Here is a 19,627-nt window from a genome sequence, read left to right as displayed (position 1 = left end):
TACGCCGAGATTGATGAAAATATAGTCTAACAACCCATCTTGTATATACAAGATAATTGTGTCATCTTATTTATATAGTTTATTTTTAACGTAACCATAAATTTAATGACGACACCTAAATTTGCGCAAATAAAACAATTCATTGTTGATAAAATACGCAGCGGTACGTGGCAAGAAAACCAACGTGTTCCCTCTGAAAACGAACTAAGTAGTCAATTTAGTGTAAGCAGGATGACAGCCCGCAGAGCACTAAGCGAATTAACCGAGGCAGGTATTTTAACCCGCAGCCAAGGGTTAGGTACATTTGTAGCTACATTTAAATCGCAGTCATCGTTACTTGAAATAAAAAATATTGCTGATGAAGTAAAAGAGCGTAACGGCAACTACACCTGTAGTGTACTCATACTCGAATCAATAAATGCAGTCGCACCTATTGCCATTGCACTTGGTGTTGAGGTTGACAGTGTTGTATATCGAAGTGTACTTGTGCATAACGAAAACGACAGCCCTTTGCAGCTAGAAGAGCGTTTTGTAAATCCTGCCCTTGCGACTGGCTACTTACAACAAGACTTTAGCATGCTTACACCACATGAATATCTATCTAGTGTTGCCCCACTTACCCAAGCAAGGCATACAGTAGAGGCCATTATGCCAAACAGCGAAATGTGCCAATGGTTAAACTTATATAATGAAGAGCCATGCTTACAAGTAATCCGACGCACCTGGTCTGTTAAAGGCATTGTAAGCTTTGCGCGCCTTGTATCACCAGGCAGTAAATATCGCTTAGGTGGCCACTTAACATTTAAAAAATAACAAACAATAGCGCTTACTGCGCTTTTTTTATAACAAATCACCTTGTATATACAACAGGAGCAAAACATGAACAACCGACTCGACACAAGTCGCGTAATACGTGCACCTCATGGAGATAAAATAAGTACTAAAAGCTGGCAAACAGAAGCTGCTAAGCGCATGCTAATGAATAACTTAGACCCTGAAGTTGCAGAGCATCCTCATGCACTTGTTGTATATGGTGGTATTGGCCGAGCAGCTCGTGATTGGCCAAGTTATGACAAAATTATAGAAACCCTCGATAGGCTCGAAAGCGACGAAACCCTGCTTGTACAATCAGGAAAACCCGTTGGTGTATTTAAAACCCACAGCAATGCCCCTCGCGTGCTTATTGCTAACTCAAATCTTGTTCCACACTGGGCAAATTGGGAGCACTTTAACGAGCTCGATAAAAAAGGCTTGATGATGTACGGGCAAATGACGGCGGGTTCTTGGATTTATATTGGCTCGCAAGGCATAGTACAAGGAACTTACGAAACCTTTGTAGCTATGGCAAAGCAACATTTTACAGGTAGCGCTAGTGGTAAATGGGTATTAACAGGTGGTCTTGGTGGTATGGGCGGTGCGCAACCACTTGCAGCTACAATGGCTGGGTTTAGTGCACTGGTTGTTGAATGTGATGAAAGCCGTATCGATTTTCGTATAAAAACAGGCTACGTTGATGTAAAAGCAACAAGTCTTGAACACGCACTGCAATTAGTAACCAATGCATGTGTAAAAGGTAAAGCCCTCTCAGTGGGTTTGCTTGGTAACGCTGCCGATGTATTTAGTACACTGGTTAAAACAGGCATTACCCCTGATGTAGTCACAGATCAAACATCTGCTCACGATCCATTAAATGGTTACTTACCACAAGGCTGGACAATGGAGTACGCAGCAAAAATGCGTGAGCAAGATCCAAAAGCCGTAGTAAAAGCCGCTAAACAATCAATGGCAGTCCAAGTTAAAGCTATGCTAGCACTACAAAAAGCCGGTGCCGCCACTACTGATTACGGTAATAATATTCGTCAAATGGCGTTTGATGAGGGTGTTACCAACGCGTTTGATTTTCCTGGATTTGTGCCTGCATATATTCGCCCTTTATTTTGTGAAGGGATTGGACCATTTAGATGGGTAGCATTATCAGGCGACCCTGAAGATATATATAAAACCGACGCTAAAGTAAAAGAGCTTATTCCTGATGATGCACATTTACATAACTGGCTTGATATGGCGCGGGAACGCATACAATTCCAAGGTTTACCTGCACGCATTTGCTGGGTTGGCCTAAAAGATAGAGCACGCCTTGCACTGGCCTTTAATGAAATGGTTAAAAATGGCGAACTTAAAGCCCCTATAGTTATTGGTCGCGATCACCTCGACTCTGGCTCAGTTGCCAGCCCTAACCGCGAAACAGAGAGCATGAAAGATGGCTCAGATGCAGTATCAGATTGGCCATTACTCAACGCACTGCTTAATACCGCAAGTGGCGCTACTTGGGTGTCGCTTCATCATGGTGGCGGTGTAGGAATGGGATTTAGTCAGCACTCTGGTGTAGTTATTGTTGCCGATGGTACTGATGAAGCTAAAGAGCGTATTGCTCGCGTACTGTGGAACGACCCTGCAACAGGTGTAATGCGCCATGCTGATGCCGGATACGACATAGCAAAAAACTGCGCTAAAGAACAAAATTTAGACCTACCTATGTTAAACGAGGAATGATCATGTTCGAACTTACTCTCACACCCGGATCACTTGATTTAAACACACTAAGAAAAATTAATAATTCACCGGTAAAGCTGAGCCTTGCAAAGCATGCCGAGTCGCAAATAGCAGCCAGCGCGCAAACCGTTCAAAATGTTATTAATGAACACCGCACTGTATATGGAATTAACACCGGCTTTGGATTATTAGCCAATACTAAAATTGCCGACGACCAACTTGAATTATTACAGCGCTCCATTGTGCTTTCACACGCTGCGGGTATTGGCGAATACATGGATGACAGCACAGTAAGGTTAATGATCACCTTAAAAGTAAACTCGCTTTCACGTGGCTATTCGGGCATTCGCCTGCAAGTAATCCAATTTTTTATGCAGCTGCTTAGTAGCGAAGTATATCCATGCGTGCCTAAAAAAGGCTCCGTGGGGGCATCGGGAGATTTAGCCCCTCTTGCGCATATGTGTCTACCTTTATTAGCTGAAGGTCAAATGCGACATAAAGGAGAAATAATTAGCGCAGCACAAGGGTTAAAAATAGCGGGACTTGAACCCCTTACCCTTGCAGCCAAAGAAGGCTTAGCTTTATTAAATGGCACACAAGCGTCGACTGCGTTTGCACTACAAGGCCTATTTAGAAGCGAGAACTTATATGCACAAAGCTGCGTTATCGGATCAATAAGCATAGAAGCTGCAATGGGCAGTCGCGCGCCATTTGATGCACGTATTCATGAAATTCGCGGACAGCGCGGACAAATAGACACCGCTCAAGTATTTAGAGAGCTACTCGATACGCACTCTCAAATTAGTAGCTCCCACGTCAATTGTGAAAAAGTACAAGATCCATACTGCCTTCGCTGCCAGCCTCAAGTGCTAGGTGCTTGCCTAACTCAGATACGCCAAGCCGCAGAAGTATTGCTATGCGAGTCGAACGGTGTAACCGATAATCCGCTAGTTTTTGCCGATGTAGGCGACATAATATCGGGAGGAAACTTTCATGCAGAGCCCGTTGCAATGGCCGCTGACAACTTAGCAATCGCAATTGCCGAAATTGGCGCATTAGCAGAAAGGCGAATTGCATTACTTATCGATTCAAACCTATCCAAATTGCCGCCATTTCTAGTTGAAAACGGCGGTTTAAATTCAGGATTTATGATTGCCCAAGTTACCGCAGCAGCGCTTGCATCAGAAAACAAATCATTAGCGCATCCGGCTTCGGTCGATAGCTTGCCTACATCTGCAAACCAAGAAGATCATGTTTCTATGGCAACCTTTGCAGCAAGGCGCTTAGATGAAATGGCCAATAATACCCAAGGTGTTTTGGCAATAGAATGGTTAGCATCGGTTCAAGGGCTAGAATTTAGAAAGCCGCTTGAACCATCAGATAAAGTGCAAAGCGCTAAAGCATTGTTACGCGAGCATGTAAGTTATTATGATAAAGACCGCTACTTTGCTCCCGATATCGAAGCTGCTAATACATTACTAAGTGAAGGTAAGCTATGCGACTTTATAGAGAGCAGTCCCCTGCCTTCAGCATATTAAATACCGTGCTGATAGCTAAACCCTAAGGCTTCAATGGCTGAGCCTAATATTTTTCGCTCAGCCGAATCAGTTCCTGTAAACGTTGGCATTTCACCACCATGTTGCTGACACTTCATCGCGTAGTATTCAGCTTTTGTGGGGTGCGCAGGATTAACCACATTATAAATATTTTGCCCTACTTGCCAGTGCTCTATCACCGCAAAAATAGCATTAATTACATCTTGTTGATGCACCATATTTACCACTTGCTCACTTGATGTATTGAGCTCTTTACCTGCCACAAAACGCCCTGGCTCTCTATTAGGCCCTAGTAAGCCAGCTAAACGAAGTATTTTGCCATCTTGTTCAAGCACTTGCTCTTCAGCTTCGTAAAGCTTTATTTGGCGCTCGTTTGTGCATGAAATATCGCTACTTTCACTATATACACCAGGCTCTTGATCGTACACCCCGGTTGATGAGCACAATAAAAAGCCCTTTGCGTTTAGCTCCTTTGAAAGCTTAAGCGCTGCGGTGAGTGTTTCAGGATAATTACTTTCACTGTGTCTGCTACGTGGTGGAATAGCACATACCCAATAAGCACCTTGTAAATCAACTTGATGCCTTAATTGCCCATCTTCAAGTGTAAACTGACGCTCAAAGTCAAACTCGTGTATATCTGTTCTATGCGTTCCTTGTACTTGCCAGTCAGCTTTTTGTGCACTTACGCATAAAGCATGTCCTAACCAGCCTGCACCTAATACTACTAATTTATTACTTTTCTTTGTCATTTTTGTATAAGCCTTTATTTTAAACGCATAACTAGTTCTTTCTATCTAACTTTATAGAGATTTTAAGTAAGATATGATTAGATATAATTTCATAAATAATAAAAATATGTGTACTCATGCTAAATAATTTATCATTACGGAAGAAAATATTATTATTGATTGGTGGAACAATTACCGTTTTACTAATTATCGCCTCAACATTTTTTGTTAAACACATTGCCAATCTCTCTAGAGAAAACATAGAAAACGAAGCACAAAGTTATCTACAGACCGAGCAACTTTCAATGCAAAGTTACTTCGCGATGTACGGTAAAATGGTATCAACCTTTGTTAATAACCCACATTTAATCAACTTTTTTGAAAATTGGGATACACGCGATCAAGCACTCGAAAGCGCGCCAGGTTACAACGAAGTAAACCAAGACTTTGTGCGTTTAAGCTCAAATGACGAAAACATTTTATCGGCCTTTTTTGCCTCAGCAACCACCGGTGAATACTTTAAAGAAAACGAGCGTACAAGTCACTACAACGGCCAGCCTTATTACGCTTACAAGCGTGGGTGGTGGCAAGAAGCCATGTAAGTTAACAAGCTTTACGTAGGTCCAATCTCTGTTGATTTAACCACAGGCGTAGCATCCGCAGTAGTACAACAACCTGTTTATAACGCTCAGCGAAAACTCATTGGTATGGGCGGTGTTGATTTACAATTAAACAAAATTAACGACATGGTCGAAAATATTCGCTTTAACGGCCAAGGTTATGGATTTTTACTCGATGGTAATCAAAAAGTAGTTCATTTTTCAAAGGCCACTGGGCATAAACTTTCAATTACAGATGAAGGTGCAAACGGTAAAGAAGGGCTCGATGCGCTTGAGCAACAATTTACAAATACAGCAGGCTTTAAAGAGTTAAATACACAAATGCGAAATAACCTTGAAGGCAGCCAAATGGTTACTTTTAAAGGTGAGCAGTTTTATGTGGTTTACCATCGTTTGCAGCTAGAGCAGCCTTATATAGATTGGTATGTAGGTCTACTTATCCCAACTACTATGATTGAAGAGCCCGTAAATGCTGCAGTAACCGCTACAACAACAGCGGTAATTATTATCTTAATCATTATATTAGCCATGATTTTATGGGCTACCCACATGATTTCAAAACCCATTACAACGCTTACGCACATTATGCGTGATATAGCATCGGGCGAAGGCGATCTTACTCAAAAAATTGATATTAATAGTCAAGATGAAGTGGGACAGCTGGCCAACCATATGAACACTTTTATTGATAAGTTGCACGCCATGATGCTTGATACCGCAGCGCAAGCAGAACAACTAAGTAATGCAGCGGCCCAGCTAAGAAGTGTTTCTGAGAAAACAAATTCTGAAATTCAGCAAGAGAAGCAGCAAGTTGATAGCGTGAGCGCAGCGGTAACTGAAATGGCGACTACTGTGCTTGAAATATCACGTAACGCACAACACACAAATAACGCAGCTGAAGAAGTACAAGCAATTACAGCTGAAGGAGCTAGCCGTTCTACACAGGCGCAAACAGTAATGACTGAACTGGCATTACATATTGGCGAAGCATCTAAAGTGGTTGCAGGTCTTGAGCAAGAAAGTAATAACATTGGTGCATTAGTCGATGTAATTAATTCCATTGCTGATCAAACCAACTTACTTGCACTTAATGCGGCTATAGAGGCTGCTCGTGCCGGTGAACACGGTAGAGGCTTTGCCGTTGTTGCTGATGAAGTACGTTCACTAGCAAGTCGCACACAAGAATCAACAGACGATATTCGAAATATGATTTCGCGCTTGCAGCAAATAGCTCAACAAGCCTCAGTAATGATGCAACAAGGACAAGATCAAACCGAGGGCTCAGTGCTTCAAACTAAAGAAGTGCTTAGCTCACTTCACAATATTGCGCAGTCGGTTACTAAAGTACAAGACCAAAGTCATCAAATAGCCACATCTACCGAGGAGCAAACTGTTGTTGCTGAAGATATTAATACGAGCCTTTCGGCAATTAATAACTTAGTGAACAGTACCGCTGACCATGCGCACACCCTCGCTGACGAAGCTCGTGACTTAAGTGATTTAGCTGCGGCGCTTAACAAAACGGTTAATCAATTTAAATTATAAAACATGTATTTAATAGCTGTGTTTAAGCGTAAAACTTAAGCGCAACTATAACCCTTGTTTTTAATTTATTTAGCACCATATCTTTACAGTTCGCTGCTATTTTTACTGTAATTGAGTAATACAAAGTGATTTTTACGTACCAGATCAAATTTTTCGATTTTATACACAGATCTTTTTATTGAGATAGTTTGTTGTTTGGCAGAGTCTGGTATAGTAGCGCACGTAATAAACAGTGCTTTTTGAACGGTTTAATACAAAATTGCTAATTAATATGTTCTAAGTGTTACTTAAAAGCACATATTAATTACCAATTGTTAAAAATGGGTTAGCCGATACTCGGCTGACAAAGAATACATTGTAACGGTTTTATCATGATATCTAATTTATTTACCAAGCTTTTTGGTAGTCGCAATGACCGCACTATTAAAAACTTAAGAAAGACGGTCGCGCTAATCAATGCGCTAGAAACGCAACTTGAAGCGCTTTCTGATGAAGATTTAAGAGCTAAAACAGCTGAGTTTAGAGAACGTTACGATAACGGACAAAGCCTTGACGACATTCTACCAGAGGCTTTTGCTGTGGTACGTGAAGCGTCAAAGCGTGTAAATGGCATGCGTCATTTCGACGTGCAGTTATTAGGTGGTATGGTTTTACATCAAGGTCGCATTGCAGAAATGCGTACCGGTGAAGGTAAAACACTTACAGCTACTCTACCAGCTTATCTAAACGGCTTAACAGGCAAAGGTGTTCACGTAATTACCGTGAATGACTACCTTGCTAAACGTGATGCTGAAACCAACCGTGCGTTATTTGAATTTTTAGGCCTTACAGTAGGCTGTAACGTACCAGGTATGATGCCGCAGCAAAAGAAGCTAGCTTATACTGCCGACATTACATACGGTACTAATAACGAATTTGGTTTTGACTACCTTCGTGACAACATGGCTTTTAGCATTGATGAACGAGTTCAACGTCCATTATTTTATGCTGTAGTCGATGAAGTGGATTCAATCTTAATTGATGAAGCACGTACCCCGCTTATTATTTCAGGTCCAGCTGAGGATAGCTCTGAGCTATACACTGAAATAAACACCATCGTCCCTTTACTTGAGCTTCAAGAAAAAGAAGACGAAGAAGGCATTGAAGGTGACGGCGATTACACTATCGATGAAAAATCTAAGCAAGTTCATTTAACAGAACGTGGTCAAATTAAAGTAGAAGAGCTACTTACTGAGCGCGGCTTAATTGAAGAAGGCGATTCGCTTTATTCAGCAGCAAGCATTACGCTACTAAGCCATGTTTATGCCGCCCTTCGTGCTCATAAGCTATACCAAAAAGATGTTGATTACGTTGTAAAAGAAAACGAAGTAATTATTATCGATGAGCATACGGGTCGTTCAATGGAAGGTCGTCGTTGGTCAGAAGGTTTACACCAAGCTGTTGAAGCAAAAGAAGGTGTAAAAATTCAAAACGAGAACCAAACACTTGCCTCTATTACGTTCCAAAACTACTTCCGTTTATACGAAACGTTAGCAGGTATGACAGGTACAGCCGATACTGAAGCATTTGAATTTCAGTCAATCTACGGCCTTGATACCGTTGTTATGCCAACTAATAAGCCGATGATTCGTGATGATCGCGCCGATTTAGTTTACCTAACGCAAGAAGAAAAATACGAAGCTATTTTAATTGATATTAAAGACTGCCAAGACCGTGGACAACCGGTGCTTGTTGGTACTATTTCAATTGAAAGCTCTGAGTATTTATCGCAGTTTTTACGCAAAGAAAAAATTAAGCACAATGTACTTAATGCTAAATTTCATGCGCAAGAAGCTGACATCGTTTCAGATGCTGGCCTACCAGGAACAGTAACAATTGCAACAAACATGGCCGGTCGTGGTACCGATATCGTGTTAGGTGGTAACTGGAACAGTGAAGTTGAAAAACTTGAAAACCCAACTGATGAGCAAATTGCTGAAATTAAAGCAGCTTGGAAAATTCGCCATGATGCAGTAATTGATGCCGGCGGTTTACATATCATTGGTACTGAACGTCACGAATCTCGTCGTATAGACAACCAATTACGTGGTCGTTCTGGTCGTCAAGGTGATGCTGGTTCAAGCCGTTTTTACTTATCGATGGACGATGCGCTAATGCGTATATTTGCCGGTGAGCGCATGACTAACATGATGCGTAAATTAGGCATGCAACGCGGTGAAGCAATTGAACATCCATGGGTAAACCGTGCGATTGAAAATGCACAGCGTAAAGTAGAAGCACGTAACTTCGATGTTCGTAAGCAACTACTTGAGTACGATGATGTAGCAAACGATCAACGTCGTGTTGTTTACTCTCAGCGTAACGAACTACTTGAAGAAGGTGATATTTCAGAAACTATTACTGCAATTCGTGGTGACGTACTTAGCAATACAATTGATCAGTACATTGCACCGCAAAGCCTTGCTGAAATGTGGGACATTCCTGGCCTTGAAGAGCGTTTAAAACAAGACTTCTTAATTGAGTTACCTATTACTCAGTGGTTAGCAGATGACAATAAACTATACGAAGAAAAGCTTCGTGAGCGTATTGAGCAGGCGGTTGAGCATTCATACAAGAAAAAAGAAGAGCAAGTTGGCGATTCTGTTTTACGTCAATTCGAAAAAGCGATTATGCTACAGAGTCTTGATCAGCATTGGAAAGATCACCTTGCTGCAATGGATCATTTACGCCAAGGTATTCATTTACGTGGTTACGCGCAAAAGAATCCTAAGCAAGAGTACAAGCGTGAATCGTTTGAGCTGTTCTCCGAAATGCTTGAAAACTTGAAAGTAGATGTTGTAAGCATTCTAAGTAAAGTACAAGTACGCGCAGAAGAAGATGTTGAAAAAGTAGAAGAGCAACACCGTAAAAGTGAAAATGCTCCTCGCGAATACCAACATGAAGAAGCTGAGCACGTAGGTGGCGAAGCGCCAGAAACAGCGACAGTAATGGCTCGTACAGAACCAAAAGTAGGTCGTAATGACCCTTGTCCTTGTAAATCAGGTCAAAAATTCAAACAGTGTTGCGGTAAATTAAAATAACCCAATATTGTCAGTAGCTTATTAAAAAGCGGCGCTAGCGTCGCTTTTTTTTATGGAGTTTTAAAGTAATGACTATAGAAATTGTACATGTAGCTGTTGGTGTTATTAAGAAAAATAACGCTATATTCATTTGTAAACGTGCAGATGAACAACATCAAGGCGGTTTATGGGAATTTCCTGGTGGTAAAGTTGAAGCTGGAGAAAGTGTGTTTGTTGCACTTAAACGCGAGCTTATTGAAGAAGTTGGACTAACCATTCACAGCTCTAGCCAATTGATGGTGATTGAACATGACTACGGCGATAAATGCGTTAAATTAGATGTACACGTAGTAAGTAACTTTAGCGGTGAAGCACATGGCGCTGAAGGACAACCTAGCGAATGGGTAGCAATTACTGAATTAGAAAATTATGATTTTCCTGAAGCGAATGCTGAAATTATCGAAAAAATAGTTGCCCGATACGCATAAAAAAAGGGCATAAGTGAGCACAATGAATATCTCAATACAAAATAAGCTAAGCGAACTGTTAGCACTGCCCCCTGAGTTAACTCAAGTTAGTGCGATTGGTAGCGGTCATATAAATAGTACATGGCTACTTACAAGTATTGATAAACAATTTATTGTGCAAAAACTTAATACTGAGGTATTTAAAAACCCTGCTCAGTTAGTGAGTAATGCAAAACTGATTGAGCAGCATTTAAATGCTAAACAACTGCAAAATAATTACCCGCTTGAAATAATCAAACATATAGCTACACAAAACGATGAACACTTAATAAAAATTGATAATGCGTATTATCGCGTCCTTAACTATATTAGTGATAGCTACAGCGAAGACGTTGTTAAAAATACCCAGCAGAGCGAGCAAGCGGCTTACGCCTTTGGCGTATTTGCTCATGCATTACAAGATTTTGATGCGCAACAGCTGCACACTGTAATTCCTGATTTTCATAACTTAGCGATGCGCTTTGAGCTATTAAATACCGCAATCACTAACAACGTAGTTAATAGAGTAAAGCACTGCGCTGACGAAATAGAATATTGCTTAACGCAGCAGCATTTAATTACTGAGCTTAGTCAGGTAGCTAAACACATACCGCTTAGAGTGTGTCATAACGATACAAAAATAAATAATATGCTGTTTTGTAATACAACTCACAAAGCAAAAGCAGTTATTGATTTAGACACCTGCATGGCAGGATTTTGGCTTTATGACTTTGGCGACATGGTACGTACATTTTGCTCCCCCGAAGCCGAGGATTCAACAAACTTACACAACGTTGTTATTCGAAAAGATATATTTTCAGCCATTGTAAAAGGCTATGTAACGCCATTAAAAAGCAGCATGAGTATACTAGAGCAAGAAAGCTTATTATTAGGCGCTAAAATAATGCCGCTTATGTTGAGTGTGCGTTTTTTAACTGATTACTTAAATAACGATGTGTACTTTAAAGTGGCTCATGCAGAGCATAATTTAGAGCGAGCACAAAACCAACTCGCGCTTTATAAAAACATACTGAGTAACGAAGAATGGATGCACGCGTGCTTAGTCGATAAACAAATTCAAGATACAAAAAAACCAGTAAGCTAAAAACTTATTGGTTTTTTGTTATTTATAGCAATGCAATTACCAGATTTTTACGCGATCTTCTGGTTTGATATACATTTTATCACCTTCTTTTACGTCAAACGCTTCGTAAAACTCAGGCATGTTCGACAAGATACCGATTACACGGTAATGGCTTGGTGAATGAGGGTCTGTTAATAAACGATTACGCAACTCTTCATCGCGGTAGTTACGACGCCAGATTTGTGACCAACCCATAAAGAAACGTTGATCGCCTGTGTAACCATCTATCACGGGTGCTTTTTTATCACCTAAAGATAGCATATACGCTTTATGCGCAACGGTTAAACCACCTAAGTCACCAATGTTTTCGCCAAGCGTTAGCTCACCATTAACACTTGCATCTTCAAATGGTTTATATTCGTTATACTGTGCAACTAAAGCCGCTGTACGCTCTTCAAATTGCTTAAGGTCAGTCTCACTCCACCAGTTACGTAAGTTACCGTCACCGTCGTATTTAGCACCTTGGTCGTCAAAACCGTGGCCAAGCTCATGCCCAATTACCGCGCCAATTGCGCCGTAGTTTACAGCATCATCCGCTTCTAAATTAAAGAATGGTGGTTGTAATATAGCGGCTGGAAATACAATTTCATTGTTTACTGGGTTGTAATACGCATTTACCGTTTGCGGAGTCATGTGCCACTCAGAGCGATCAACTGGTTTACCCAATTTAGCAATCATATCTGCGTATGCCCATTCGCTATAACGAATGTAATTACCTACTAGCTCGTCTGAGTTAATCTCTAGCTCTGAGTAATCTTTCCACGTGTCTGGGTAACCAATCTTAGGCGTAAATTTGTCTAATTTTTCTTTCGCTGCAAGCTTTGTTTCAGGGCTCATCCACTCAAGATTTTCGATAGCAACGCCATAACCTTTAATTACGTTATCAACTAACTCTTCCATGCGTGCTTTAGCTTCTGGCGGGAAGTTATCTTTAACGTATACCTTACCTAAAATTTCACCAAGTACACTGTTAGATGCATCAACCGCTTGCTTCCAAAGAGGTGCTTGTTCTTCTACGCCACGAAGTGTTGTGCTGTAAAAGTCAAAGTTAAGGTTAACTAAATCTTCGCTAAGTAGCTCTGCATAACCACTTACAAAATGAAATTTTAAGTAGTTTTTCCACGTTGCTAAATCAGTGTCTTTGTAAATAGTAGCAAGTGCTTCTAAGTAGCTTGGTTGACGTACAATAATGTCACTTGCACTCACGCCTGCATCTTTAAAGAATGCAGCTAAATCAAGCTCCCCCATCAACTTGCTTGCGTCTGCTACTGTCATCTTGTTGTAAGATTTAGTTGCGTCACGGCTTTGCACACGGCTCCATTGAGCATCAGCTAGTGTTTTTTCAAATGCAAGTACGCTCTTGGCAGCTTCTGCTGCATTTTTAACGCCTGATTTTGCTAAAACATCTGTGATGTATTGCTCGTAAGAAGCGCGAATTTTAGTGAATTTTTCGTCATCGTTTAAGTAATAATCACGATCTGGTAAACCTAGGCCCGACTGAGATAAATACAATGCATACTCGCTCGAGTTTTTAGCATCGTTATTTACAAACCAACCAAACGGTAAAGTACCGCCTTGTTTTTGAATTTTAGCCATTAAACCCACTAAGTCAGCTTTAGATTTAACGCTATCAATCGTATCTAATGACGGTTGTAATGGCGTAATACCTAGCTCATTACGCGCAGATTGATTCATGTAGCTTTTATAAAATGCGCCAATTTTATACTCATCACTGCCTTTTTTAGCGGCCTTATTCGCGGCTGCGTTTTCAAGGGCAATTTTCATCGCTTTTTGTGACTCATCATATAGCTGCGAAAAAGAACCGTAGTTAGACTTATCACCTGGTATTTCAGTTTTTGCTAACCACTGTCCATTTACATGATAATAAAAATCGTCTTGTGCGCGTACTGAACTATCCATATTCGCTAGTTCAATACCAAGCTCTAGTGGCTTTTCAGCGGGTGCTGTTACTACAGGAGTATCGGTTACTTTAGCTTCTTGTTGTTTTTCACCACAACCTACTAGACCAAGTGCAAGCGCTATGCTCGCAGCGGCCATTGTTACTTTATTCATAATGATTCCGTTTGTTAGTTAGAATTAAATCATACCAATCTGCTTATGTATGGGGTCTAATTAACGTTAAGAAAATTACGCTAGAACTAGGCAAAAGTTTTTGTATCTAGTTGTTCTAAATAAAAAATTTTTAACGACGTTATAGTGCAATTTAATTCGTTAAATTGATCAAAGATTTATGCAGGTTGGTATCACATACCAACTCCATTAAATTCTTGAATATAGCAGGAGTAAAAATAGCACTGCCTGTACGCTTTTACTTAATGGAATGGGTATCAAGGGAGCTTTAAATAATAAAGCACACCACGCAGTATCATAAACCTCATTAGACCAACAATAAAATGGAATATGTAACAAAGTATTTTGAATGCGGTGAGCTGCAAAAATAGCCCTACCAATAACAATATAGTGGGTGGCTAAGGCTAACTTTTATTCTTCCCGTGGAGCGCTAAACGCTCTAGTTTTTCTTTTAATGAAGGGGGGGCAGAAGCCGCTATCGCATTTAAGTAATTAGCGGTTTGCTCACTCATTTTCCGAGAGTTGGTAACTGTAGGGCTGCCCGATTTATTCGCGGTACTTAATCGCTGAGTTGCTTGAGGATTTGCAGTTATTTTTATTTGTCCAAGCTCTGCCATTCCAGCAGCTCTAAAGTGTGAAAGCATATCCATTTTTAAATAATTAAGCCTAAGCGCGATAGGCGCAGATACCGCCTCTATCATTAGCGTGCCGTCTCGGTAATTACTAACTCGGCATTTATCACCCAATTTAGGGCCTAAAAAATCTTTTAATAAGGTTTGCTGTGTATCAAGTGCTTGGCTTTTGCCTGCATAAGCCGATAAACGATTATTTAACCCCGCCATAATATCGGTTAGCGGTTTTGGTGCATATCTATCTTTAGCCATTTTACACCTCGTAAAAACTCACTTAGACCCAAAGATAATACTCTGGGTCTAAGTATACACTGCGTATTAATACTACGCGCCGGCTATTTGCATTTGCTCGATTAATACTGAGCCTGTTTGAATACCACCACGGCGTTCTATATCACCACCAATGGCGGAAATACCTTTAAACATGTCTTTTAAATTACCAGCAATAGTAATTTCACTTACCGGATATTGAATTTCACCATTTTCAACCCAAAAACCTGCAGCACCACGAGAGTAGTCACCCGTTACGGTATTTACGCCCTGCCCCATTAGCTCTGTAACTAATAAGCCAGTACCCATGGTTTTTAATAGTGCAGTTAAATCGTTATGAGTTTGCTCAACGAGCCAGTTATGTATACCGCCAGCATGTCCTGTTGGGGTCATGTTCATTTTACGCGCAGCATAACTTGCTAATAAATAAGTTTGTAACTCGCCGCCTTGAATTATTTCTCTATCGAATGTTTTAACACCTTCGCTATCAAACGGTGACGATGCCAACCCTTTTAAAATATGTGGGCGCTCAGCAATATTCACACAATTACTAAATACCTGAGTGCCTAAGCTATCAAGTAAAAAACTTGATTTACGATAAAGCGCGCCACCACCAATTGCCGACACCAAGTGACCAAACAATGAATTTGCAATATCTGCTCTAAAAATAACAGGCACTTTCATTGTGCCTAACTTTTGGCTGTTTAATTTAGCTAAGGTTTCAGCTGCCGCTTCAAGACCCACTGCCGCAGCATCATTTAAACCAGCCTGATCGCGAGCAACTGTATAAGCAGAGTCGCGCTGCATGTGTTCGCCATCTTTACCTATTACCATAGTACTAATACTATGACGAGTGCGCGGAAAACCTGCAATTAAACCGTGGCTGTTACCATAAACACGTAATCCCTGATGCGATGAAAAACTCGCACCATCAGAGTTAACAATACGCTCGTCCGCATTTAATGCAGCTTGCTCAGCAGCATGACAAAGCTCAATGCCTTCCTCAGGACTTACATCCCAAGGATGATATAAATCTAAATCTTTAGGATTAAATTCAAGTAACTCTTTATCAGCAACGCCGTTAAATGGATCATCAGATGTAAATTTGGCTATATCAATCGCTTTTTCGACTACCGTGCGCAATGTTTTTGGATTTAAATCAGCCGTTGACGCCGAGCCTTTATTATTACCAACATATACACTAATGCCTAAGCCGCCGTCTTGGTTGAACTCAATGGTTTCTACTTCACCCATTCGTGTACTAACCGATAAACCAGACGTGCTAGACATCGCAGCTTCTGCAGCTGTAGCGCCTAATTTTTTAGCATGTTCGAGTACTTCTGCTACCGCATCTTTAACTTGCGATATTTGAGAATAAATTGGATCGTTTTGTTGGCTTTTCATAAATTAAGTCCTGAGCCTTAGAGGCATAATGCACGCATTTCTTATATTTAAATGCTAACACACTCAATGCATCACATCAGCTAATATTCCTAAGTATCATATTCATGTATAATGGCAAAAGTTATTTTTATTTAAGAGCACCCCATGGCAAAGAAAAAAGGCAAGCCTGCTGAAATTGAAGAAGAAATTGAATATGTATCAAGAACGGAGCTTAAACGCGAAGCGCAAGAGTTTCATCAGTTAGGTACTGAAATTGCCAAAATGGGTAAAAAACAGCGCGAACGCCTGCCATTAAATGACGATTTAAAAGAAGCGATGGTTGTTGCTGATAAAATAAGTCCCAAAAGCGACGCGTATCGCCGCCACTTAAATTACATCGCTAAAACACTGCGTACTGTAGAAAACATTGATGATATTAAAGCGATTATCGATGTGATGCTTAATAAAAATAACCAAGCTGAAGTATTGGTCAAAAAAATTGAGCAATTACGTTCAGATTTAATTGAGCAAGGTGATGACCTTATCAATGAGACTATTGAGCAGTTTCCATCTCTTGATCGTCAACAAATGCGCCAATTGGTTCGAAATGCGGCAAAAGAAGCGAAAGCTGAAAAGCCGGGTAAAGGTTATAAAGAATTATTTCAATACCTTAAAGATGCCCATACTATTACGTATTAATTAGGTCGTATTAAGTTATATTTTATTAAAAAAGGTGCTTCGGCACCTTTTTTGTTATAGATCAAACCGCCTTCCTGAGTACTTTTTTATAATCCCCAATAAATAAATACTTAGGTGTGCGTGATGATTAAACTTCCACAATGGGATGAAACCCTAATAAACAAATATAATGTGTCTGGTCCGCGTTATACCTCTTATCCCACGGCTTTATCACTGCGTGACGGATATCAGCAACAAGACCTACTAAGCGCTATAGAATCGTCAACAAGTCGCTCTCTTTCTTTATATATTCACATCCCGTTTTGTAGTCAGCTTTGCTACTACTGTGGCTGTAATAAAATAATTACCCGTCATCAATCTAAGGCAGATACGTATCTCGACTTTTTAGCAAAAGAAATTACTGCCCAAGCGCCTTTATTTAAAAGCTACACGGTTGAGCAATTGCATTTAGGTGGCGGTACTCCCACCTTTTTAACCGCAAAACAAATGACCCGTTTAATTAAACTTTTAGAACAACACTTTAATTTTACACGCACAACAGAGCGCGGTATTGAAATAGACCCACGCTCACTTGCCGATAATATGCTTGTTGATTTAAGAATGCTTGGCTTTAACCGTGTCTCATTTGGGATTCAAGACTTTAACGACGACGTGCAACTTGCTGTTAATCGCCCGCAAAATGCAGATACCGTTAAGCAATTAATTACACAAGCTCGCGAGCTAGGATTTCAATCTATTAATGCAGATATGATTTACGGGCTACCTCTGCAAACGCCAGAGAGCTTTAAGAAAACTATAGAGCAACTTATTGAGTTAAGCCCTGACAGAGTATCAGTGTTTAACTACGCGCATTTACCAGAGCGCTTTGCTGCACAGCGTAAGATTAAAGATGCAGATTTACCCAGTGCTCATAATAAGCTCACCATGTTTAAAAATACGCTGGAGCAGATGACGCAAGCAGGCTATCAATTTATTGGTATGGACCATTTTGCAAAAACTGATAATGAACTAGCTGTTGCGCAAAATGAAGGCAAGTTACATCGTAACTTTCAAGGTTATACAACCCATGGAAATTGTGATTTATTAGGTTTAGGCGTGTCATCAATTTCACAAATTGGCACCGCCATTTTACAAAATCAAAAAGAATTAAAACATTATTACCACAACGTAGAAACACAAAGCGGTAGTGCTCTTAATAAAGGAATGCACTTAACACATGATGATGTAATTCGTGCTGATGCAATTAAACAGCTCATTTGCCAATTTGAATTAGATATACAAGACCTTAGTGAAAAACACGCGCTTATATTTAATGACTACTTTGAGGATGCATTAGTAGCGCTGGCGCCACTTATAAAAGATGAACTAGTCACTATAATTGATAATAAAATTAGCGTAACACCACGCGGGAACTTATTCATTCGTATTATTTGTATGTGCTTCGATGCTCACTTACAAAAACAAATTAACGCAACGCGCTTTTCAAGGGTGATTTAGCCTGAACTCTGGATAATAAATACATCGGCACAAAAAAGCAGACCTAGGTCTGCTTTTTGTATTTAAGTTGTAGCTTTAATTAAAAACGACTTTATCGCTACCTGGAGCGGCTTTAAACTCGATAATAATTTTAGCGCAATCCGCTTTAACTTCATCTTTAAGTGTTTTTTCAGCTTGCCAGCGAGCCTTATCTAGCTTAAAAATCTCTTTTTTAGAGTATTTTTTACGTGCATCGTGCGTCGGCATTTCTTTAACTACCTGATACATTTTATAAATACCAGGATACTGCGTCGTTAAATCACGCTCGCTTTCAAAGGCATACTGAGACATAAGTACCCAAATACGTAAACAGCCTTCAGAAAACTCACACTGCTCTTCATTCATTGCACGTGCGATTAAATGAATACTATCGGCTAGTTTTGCGTTTCGCTTTAAACGCGACTTTTCAAGCTTTTGCTTTTGTTCAGCCTGCGTTTTAGCAATTAACTTTTTTTGCGCATTTAACTTATACAGCAACTGACCCGCATAAAATGCCAAACCAGCTATGATAGCAGCGCCTAAAAGTAAGGCTAAAATTACCGAGGTACTCATTATTTATCCTTACTATTTGTCGTCTTCATCTAACCATTCGTTGGCTAAATCATCAGATAAGTATTGATCGAAATCAGAATTGCCTTGGCTTTCAAGGTCATCTTCAAACTCGTCTTCGTCCTCATCTTCAATACCAAGAATTTCACATAACGCCTGATGACGGGCAATGCGACTATTAAAGTACTTAGCATCTTTACCTGTTAGCATTTCACCTTTTTCATGACGCTCTACTAATTTAAGTAAACGTTCATCATTCTCAAGTGCTTCTAGCTCTTGTTCAGGTGTAAATTCAGGCTCGATTACTTTTTTCAGCTCAATAGTTGGCTTTAAGTTGCGTTTCATTTCAACTTTAGGCTCTGGCGCGGTTGCGATTAACGGCACAGGCTTTTTACTGCCTACACGCTTATCTTTAGGCGCGTGATTACTATTTTGGCTTTCGCTATCTAGTAAATCTGGCGCATTACGAGAACCGGGCTTTGCGCCTTTGGTTTTTTTAACTCGCTGCTCTTTTAATGCGCGCATTTCTTTAAGCTTATCTTGGCTTAAACGAACAGGTCCGTTTGCTGGGCTTTTGCGTGACTTTTTAGTTCTACTCATATCTTGATCATCTCACTTAAGAGGTTTTGAGCGAAGCGCAAATTAATGGGCATCGCAGTGCTGGCCTAGCCAGAAGAATTCAGTTTGCGCTATAGAGGTTGGGTTTCTCATTTAAAAGCGCCTTAGCTAATTAATCGCTAATTTTAAACGGTGGGT

The 19,627-nt window shown here is 40.3% G+C and carries 14 protein-coding genes and 1 pseudogene; 9 read left to right on the top strand and 6 right to left on the bottom strand.

Translation table 11 applies throughout. From position 1 onward, the window contains the following. Nucleotides 1-105 precede the first annotated feature (105 nt). The 3 genes from hutC to hutH all read left to right on the top strand — a co-directional run bounded on the left by hutC (nt 106) and on the right by hutH (nt 4,091). Nucleotides 106-813, top strand: coding sequence for a histidine utilization repressor (hutC, locus tag H5092_RS12430; protein WP_002959947.1), 708 nt, complete (start codon nt 106-108; stop codon nt 811-813). 66 nt (nt 814-879) lie between these two features. After that, nucleotides 880-2,553, top strand: a complete 1,674-nt coding sequence (hutU, locus tag H5092_RS12425) for a urocanate hydratase (RefSeq protein ID WP_182733612.1) — start codon at nt 880-882, stop codon at nt 2,551-2,553. A gap of 2 nt (nt 2,554-2,555) precedes the next feature. Further along, complete coding sequence (hutH, locus tag H5092_RS12420) at nt 2,556-4,091, top strand: histidine ammonia-lyase (RefSeq protein WP_182724155.1); 1,536 nt, start codon at nt 2,556-2,558, stop codon at nt 4,089-4,091. Here the strand turns inward: hutH and H5092_RS12415 are convergent. Further along, on the bottom strand, nt 4,088-4,858 hold the full coding sequence (locus H5092_RS12415; RefSeq protein ID WP_182733611.1) for an NADP-binding protein: 771 nt from the start codon (nt 4,856-4,858) through the stop codon (nt 4,088-4,090). The two genes, hutH and H5092_RS12415, sit on opposite strands and share 4 nt — an antisense overlap. Nucleotides 4,859-4,974: 116 nt before the next feature. On the opposite strand from H5092_RS12415, the pseudogene H5092_RS12410 reads away from it, so the two are divergent. The 4 genes and pseudogenes from H5092_RS12410 (at nt 4,975) to H5092_RS12395 (ending at nt 11,672) form a co-directional block, all read left to right on the top strand. Further along, nucleotides 4,975-7,002, top strand: a pseudogene (locus H5092_RS12410) (methyl-accepting chemotaxis protein). A gap of 371 nt (nt 7,003-7,373) precedes the next feature. After that, nucleotides 7,374-10,082 (top strand): preprotein translocase subunit SecA, encoded by a 2,709-nt coding sequence (gene secA, locus H5092_RS12405; RefSeq protein ID WP_182733610.1) that lies wholly within the window; start codon nt 7,374-7,376, stop codon nt 10,080-10,082. Nucleotides 10,083-10,150: 68 nt separating this feature from the next. Further along, nucleotides 10,151-10,549 carry an 8-oxo-dGTP diphosphatase MutT gene (mutT, locus tag H5092_RS12400; protein WP_007377262.1) on the top strand — a complete coding sequence of 133 codons (399 nt, stop codon included), beginning with the start codon at nt 10,151-10,153 and terminating at the stop codon, nt 10,547-10,549. Nucleotides 10,550-10,571: 22 nt separating this feature from the next. Continuing rightward, complete coding sequence (locus H5092_RS12395; protein ID WP_182733609.1) at nt 10,572-11,672, top strand: phosphotransferase enzyme family protein; 1,101 nt, start codon at nt 10,572-10,574, stop codon at nt 11,670-11,672. Between the two features lie 36 nt (nt 11,673-11,708). Here H5092_RS12395 and H5092_RS12390 read toward each other — a convergent pair whose 3' ends face one another. The 3 genes from H5092_RS12390 to pmbA all read right to left on the bottom strand — a co-directional run bounded on the left by H5092_RS12390 (nt 11,709) and on the right by pmbA (nt 16,108). Then, on the bottom strand, nt 11,709-13,784 hold the full coding sequence (locus H5092_RS12390; protein ID WP_154903909.1) for a M13 family metallopeptidase: 2,076 nt from the start codon (nt 13,782-13,784) through the stop codon (nt 11,709-11,711). 422 nt (nt 13,785-14,206) lie between these two features. Continuing rightward, complete coding sequence (locus H5092_RS12385) at nt 14,207-14,686, bottom strand: DUF721 domain-containing protein (protein ID WP_002959934.1); 480 nt, start codon at nt 14,684-14,686, stop codon at nt 14,207-14,209. A 72-nt stretch (nt 14,687-14,758) separates the two neighbouring features. Further along, entirely contained in the window at nt 14,759-16,108 is a 1,350-nt protein-coding gene (pmbA, locus tag H5092_RS12380) for a metalloprotease PmbA (RefSeq protein WP_002959932.1), read from the bottom strand. 144 nt (nt 16,109-16,252) lie between these two features. Here pmbA and yjgA point away from each other — a divergent pair, with 144 nt between their 5' ends. Both yjgA and hemN read left to right on the top strand, forming a co-directional pair. Further along, nucleotides 16,253-16,786 (top strand): ribosome biogenesis factor YjgA, encoded by a 534-nt coding sequence (gene yjgA, locus H5092_RS12375; protein WP_182733608.1) that lies wholly within the window; start codon nt 16,253-16,255, stop codon nt 16,784-16,786. A gap of 123 nt (nt 16,787-16,909) precedes the next feature. Beyond that, nucleotides 16,910-18,283, top strand: coding sequence for an oxygen-independent coproporphyrinogen III oxidase (gene hemN, locus H5092_RS12370; protein WP_182733607.1), 1,374 nt, complete (start codon nt 16,910-16,912; stop codon nt 18,281-18,283). 75 nt (nt 18,284-18,358) lie between these two features. Here hemN and H5092_RS12365 read toward each other — a convergent pair whose 3' ends face one another. Both H5092_RS12365 and yihI read right to left on the bottom strand, forming a co-directional pair. Further along, complete coding sequence (locus H5092_RS12365; RefSeq protein ID WP_002959926.1) at nt 18,359-18,874, bottom strand: DUF2489 domain-containing protein; 516 nt, start codon at nt 18,872-18,874, stop codon at nt 18,359-18,361. Between the two features lie 12 nt (nt 18,875-18,886). Continuing rightward, nucleotides 18,887-19,471, bottom strand: a complete 585-nt coding sequence (gene yihI / locus H5092_RS12360) for a Der GTPase-activating protein YihI (RefSeq protein WP_002959924.1) — start codon at nt 19,469-19,471, stop codon at nt 18,887-18,889. Nucleotides 19,472-19,627: the final 156 nt, after the last annotated feature.

The organism is Pseudoalteromonas sp. SR41-7, from assembly GCF_014163935.1.
Taxonomy (GTDB): Bacteria; Pseudomonadota; Gammaproteobacteria; order Enterobacterales; family Alteromonadaceae; genus Pseudoalteromonas; species Pseudoalteromonas distincta.
Note: the sequence above shows the minus strand (reverse complement) of the source record. Positions and strands in the feature narration are given on the sequence as shown.

Excerpts from the sequence above, each read along its gene's own strand:
- H5092_RS12395 (WP_182733609.1), top strand. The coding sequence starts at position 10,572 with ATGAATATCTCAATACAAAATAAGCTAAGCGAACTGTTAGCACTGCCC.
- yihI (WP_002959924.1), bottom strand. The coding sequence starts at position 19,471 with ATGAGTAGAACTAAAAAGTCACGCAAAAGCCCAGCAAACGGACCTGTT.
- yjgA (WP_182733608.1), top strand. The coding sequence starts at position 16,253 with ATGGCAAAGAAAAAAGGCAAGCCTGCTGAAATTGAAGAAGAAATTGAA.
- H5092_RS12415 (WP_182733611.1), bottom strand. The coding sequence starts at position 4,858 with ATGACAAAGAAAAGTAATAAATTAGTAGTATTAGGTGCAGGCTGGTTA.
- mutT (WP_007377262.1), top strand. The coding sequence starts at position 10,151 with ATGACTATAGAAATTGTACATGTAGCTGTTGGTGTTATTAAGAAAAAT.
- secA (WP_182733610.1), top strand. The coding sequence starts at position 7,374 with ATGATATCTAATTTATTTACCAAGCTTTTTGGTAGTCGCAATGACCGC.
- hutC (WP_002959947.1), top strand. The coding sequence starts at position 106 with ATGACGACACCTAAATTTGCGCAAATAAAACAATTCATTGTTGATAAA.
- H5092_RS12390 (WP_154903909.1), bottom strand. The coding sequence starts at position 13,784 with ATGAATAAAGTAACAATGGCCGCTGCGAGCATAGCGCTTGCACTTGGT.
- pmbA (WP_002959932.1), bottom strand. The coding sequence starts at position 16,108 with ATGAAAAGCCAACAAAACGATCCAATTTATTCTCAAATATCGCAAGTT.
- hemN (WP_182733607.1), top strand. The coding sequence starts at position 16,910 with ATGATTAAACTTCCACAATGGGATGAAACCCTAATAAACAAATATAAT.
- hutH (WP_182724155.1), top strand. The coding sequence starts at position 2,556 with ATGTTCGAACTTACTCTCACACCCGGATCACTTGATTTAAACACACTA.
- hutU (WP_182733612.1), top strand. The coding sequence starts at position 880 with ATGAACAACCGACTCGACACAAGTCGCGTAATACGTGCACCTCATGGA.
- H5092_RS12385 (WP_002959934.1), bottom strand. The coding sequence starts at position 14,686 with ATGGCTAAAGATAGATATGCACCAAAACCGCTAACCGATATTATGGCG.
- H5092_RS12365 (WP_002959926.1), bottom strand. The coding sequence starts at position 18,874 with ATGAGTACCTCGGTAATTTTAGCCTTACTTTTAGGCGCTGCTATCATA.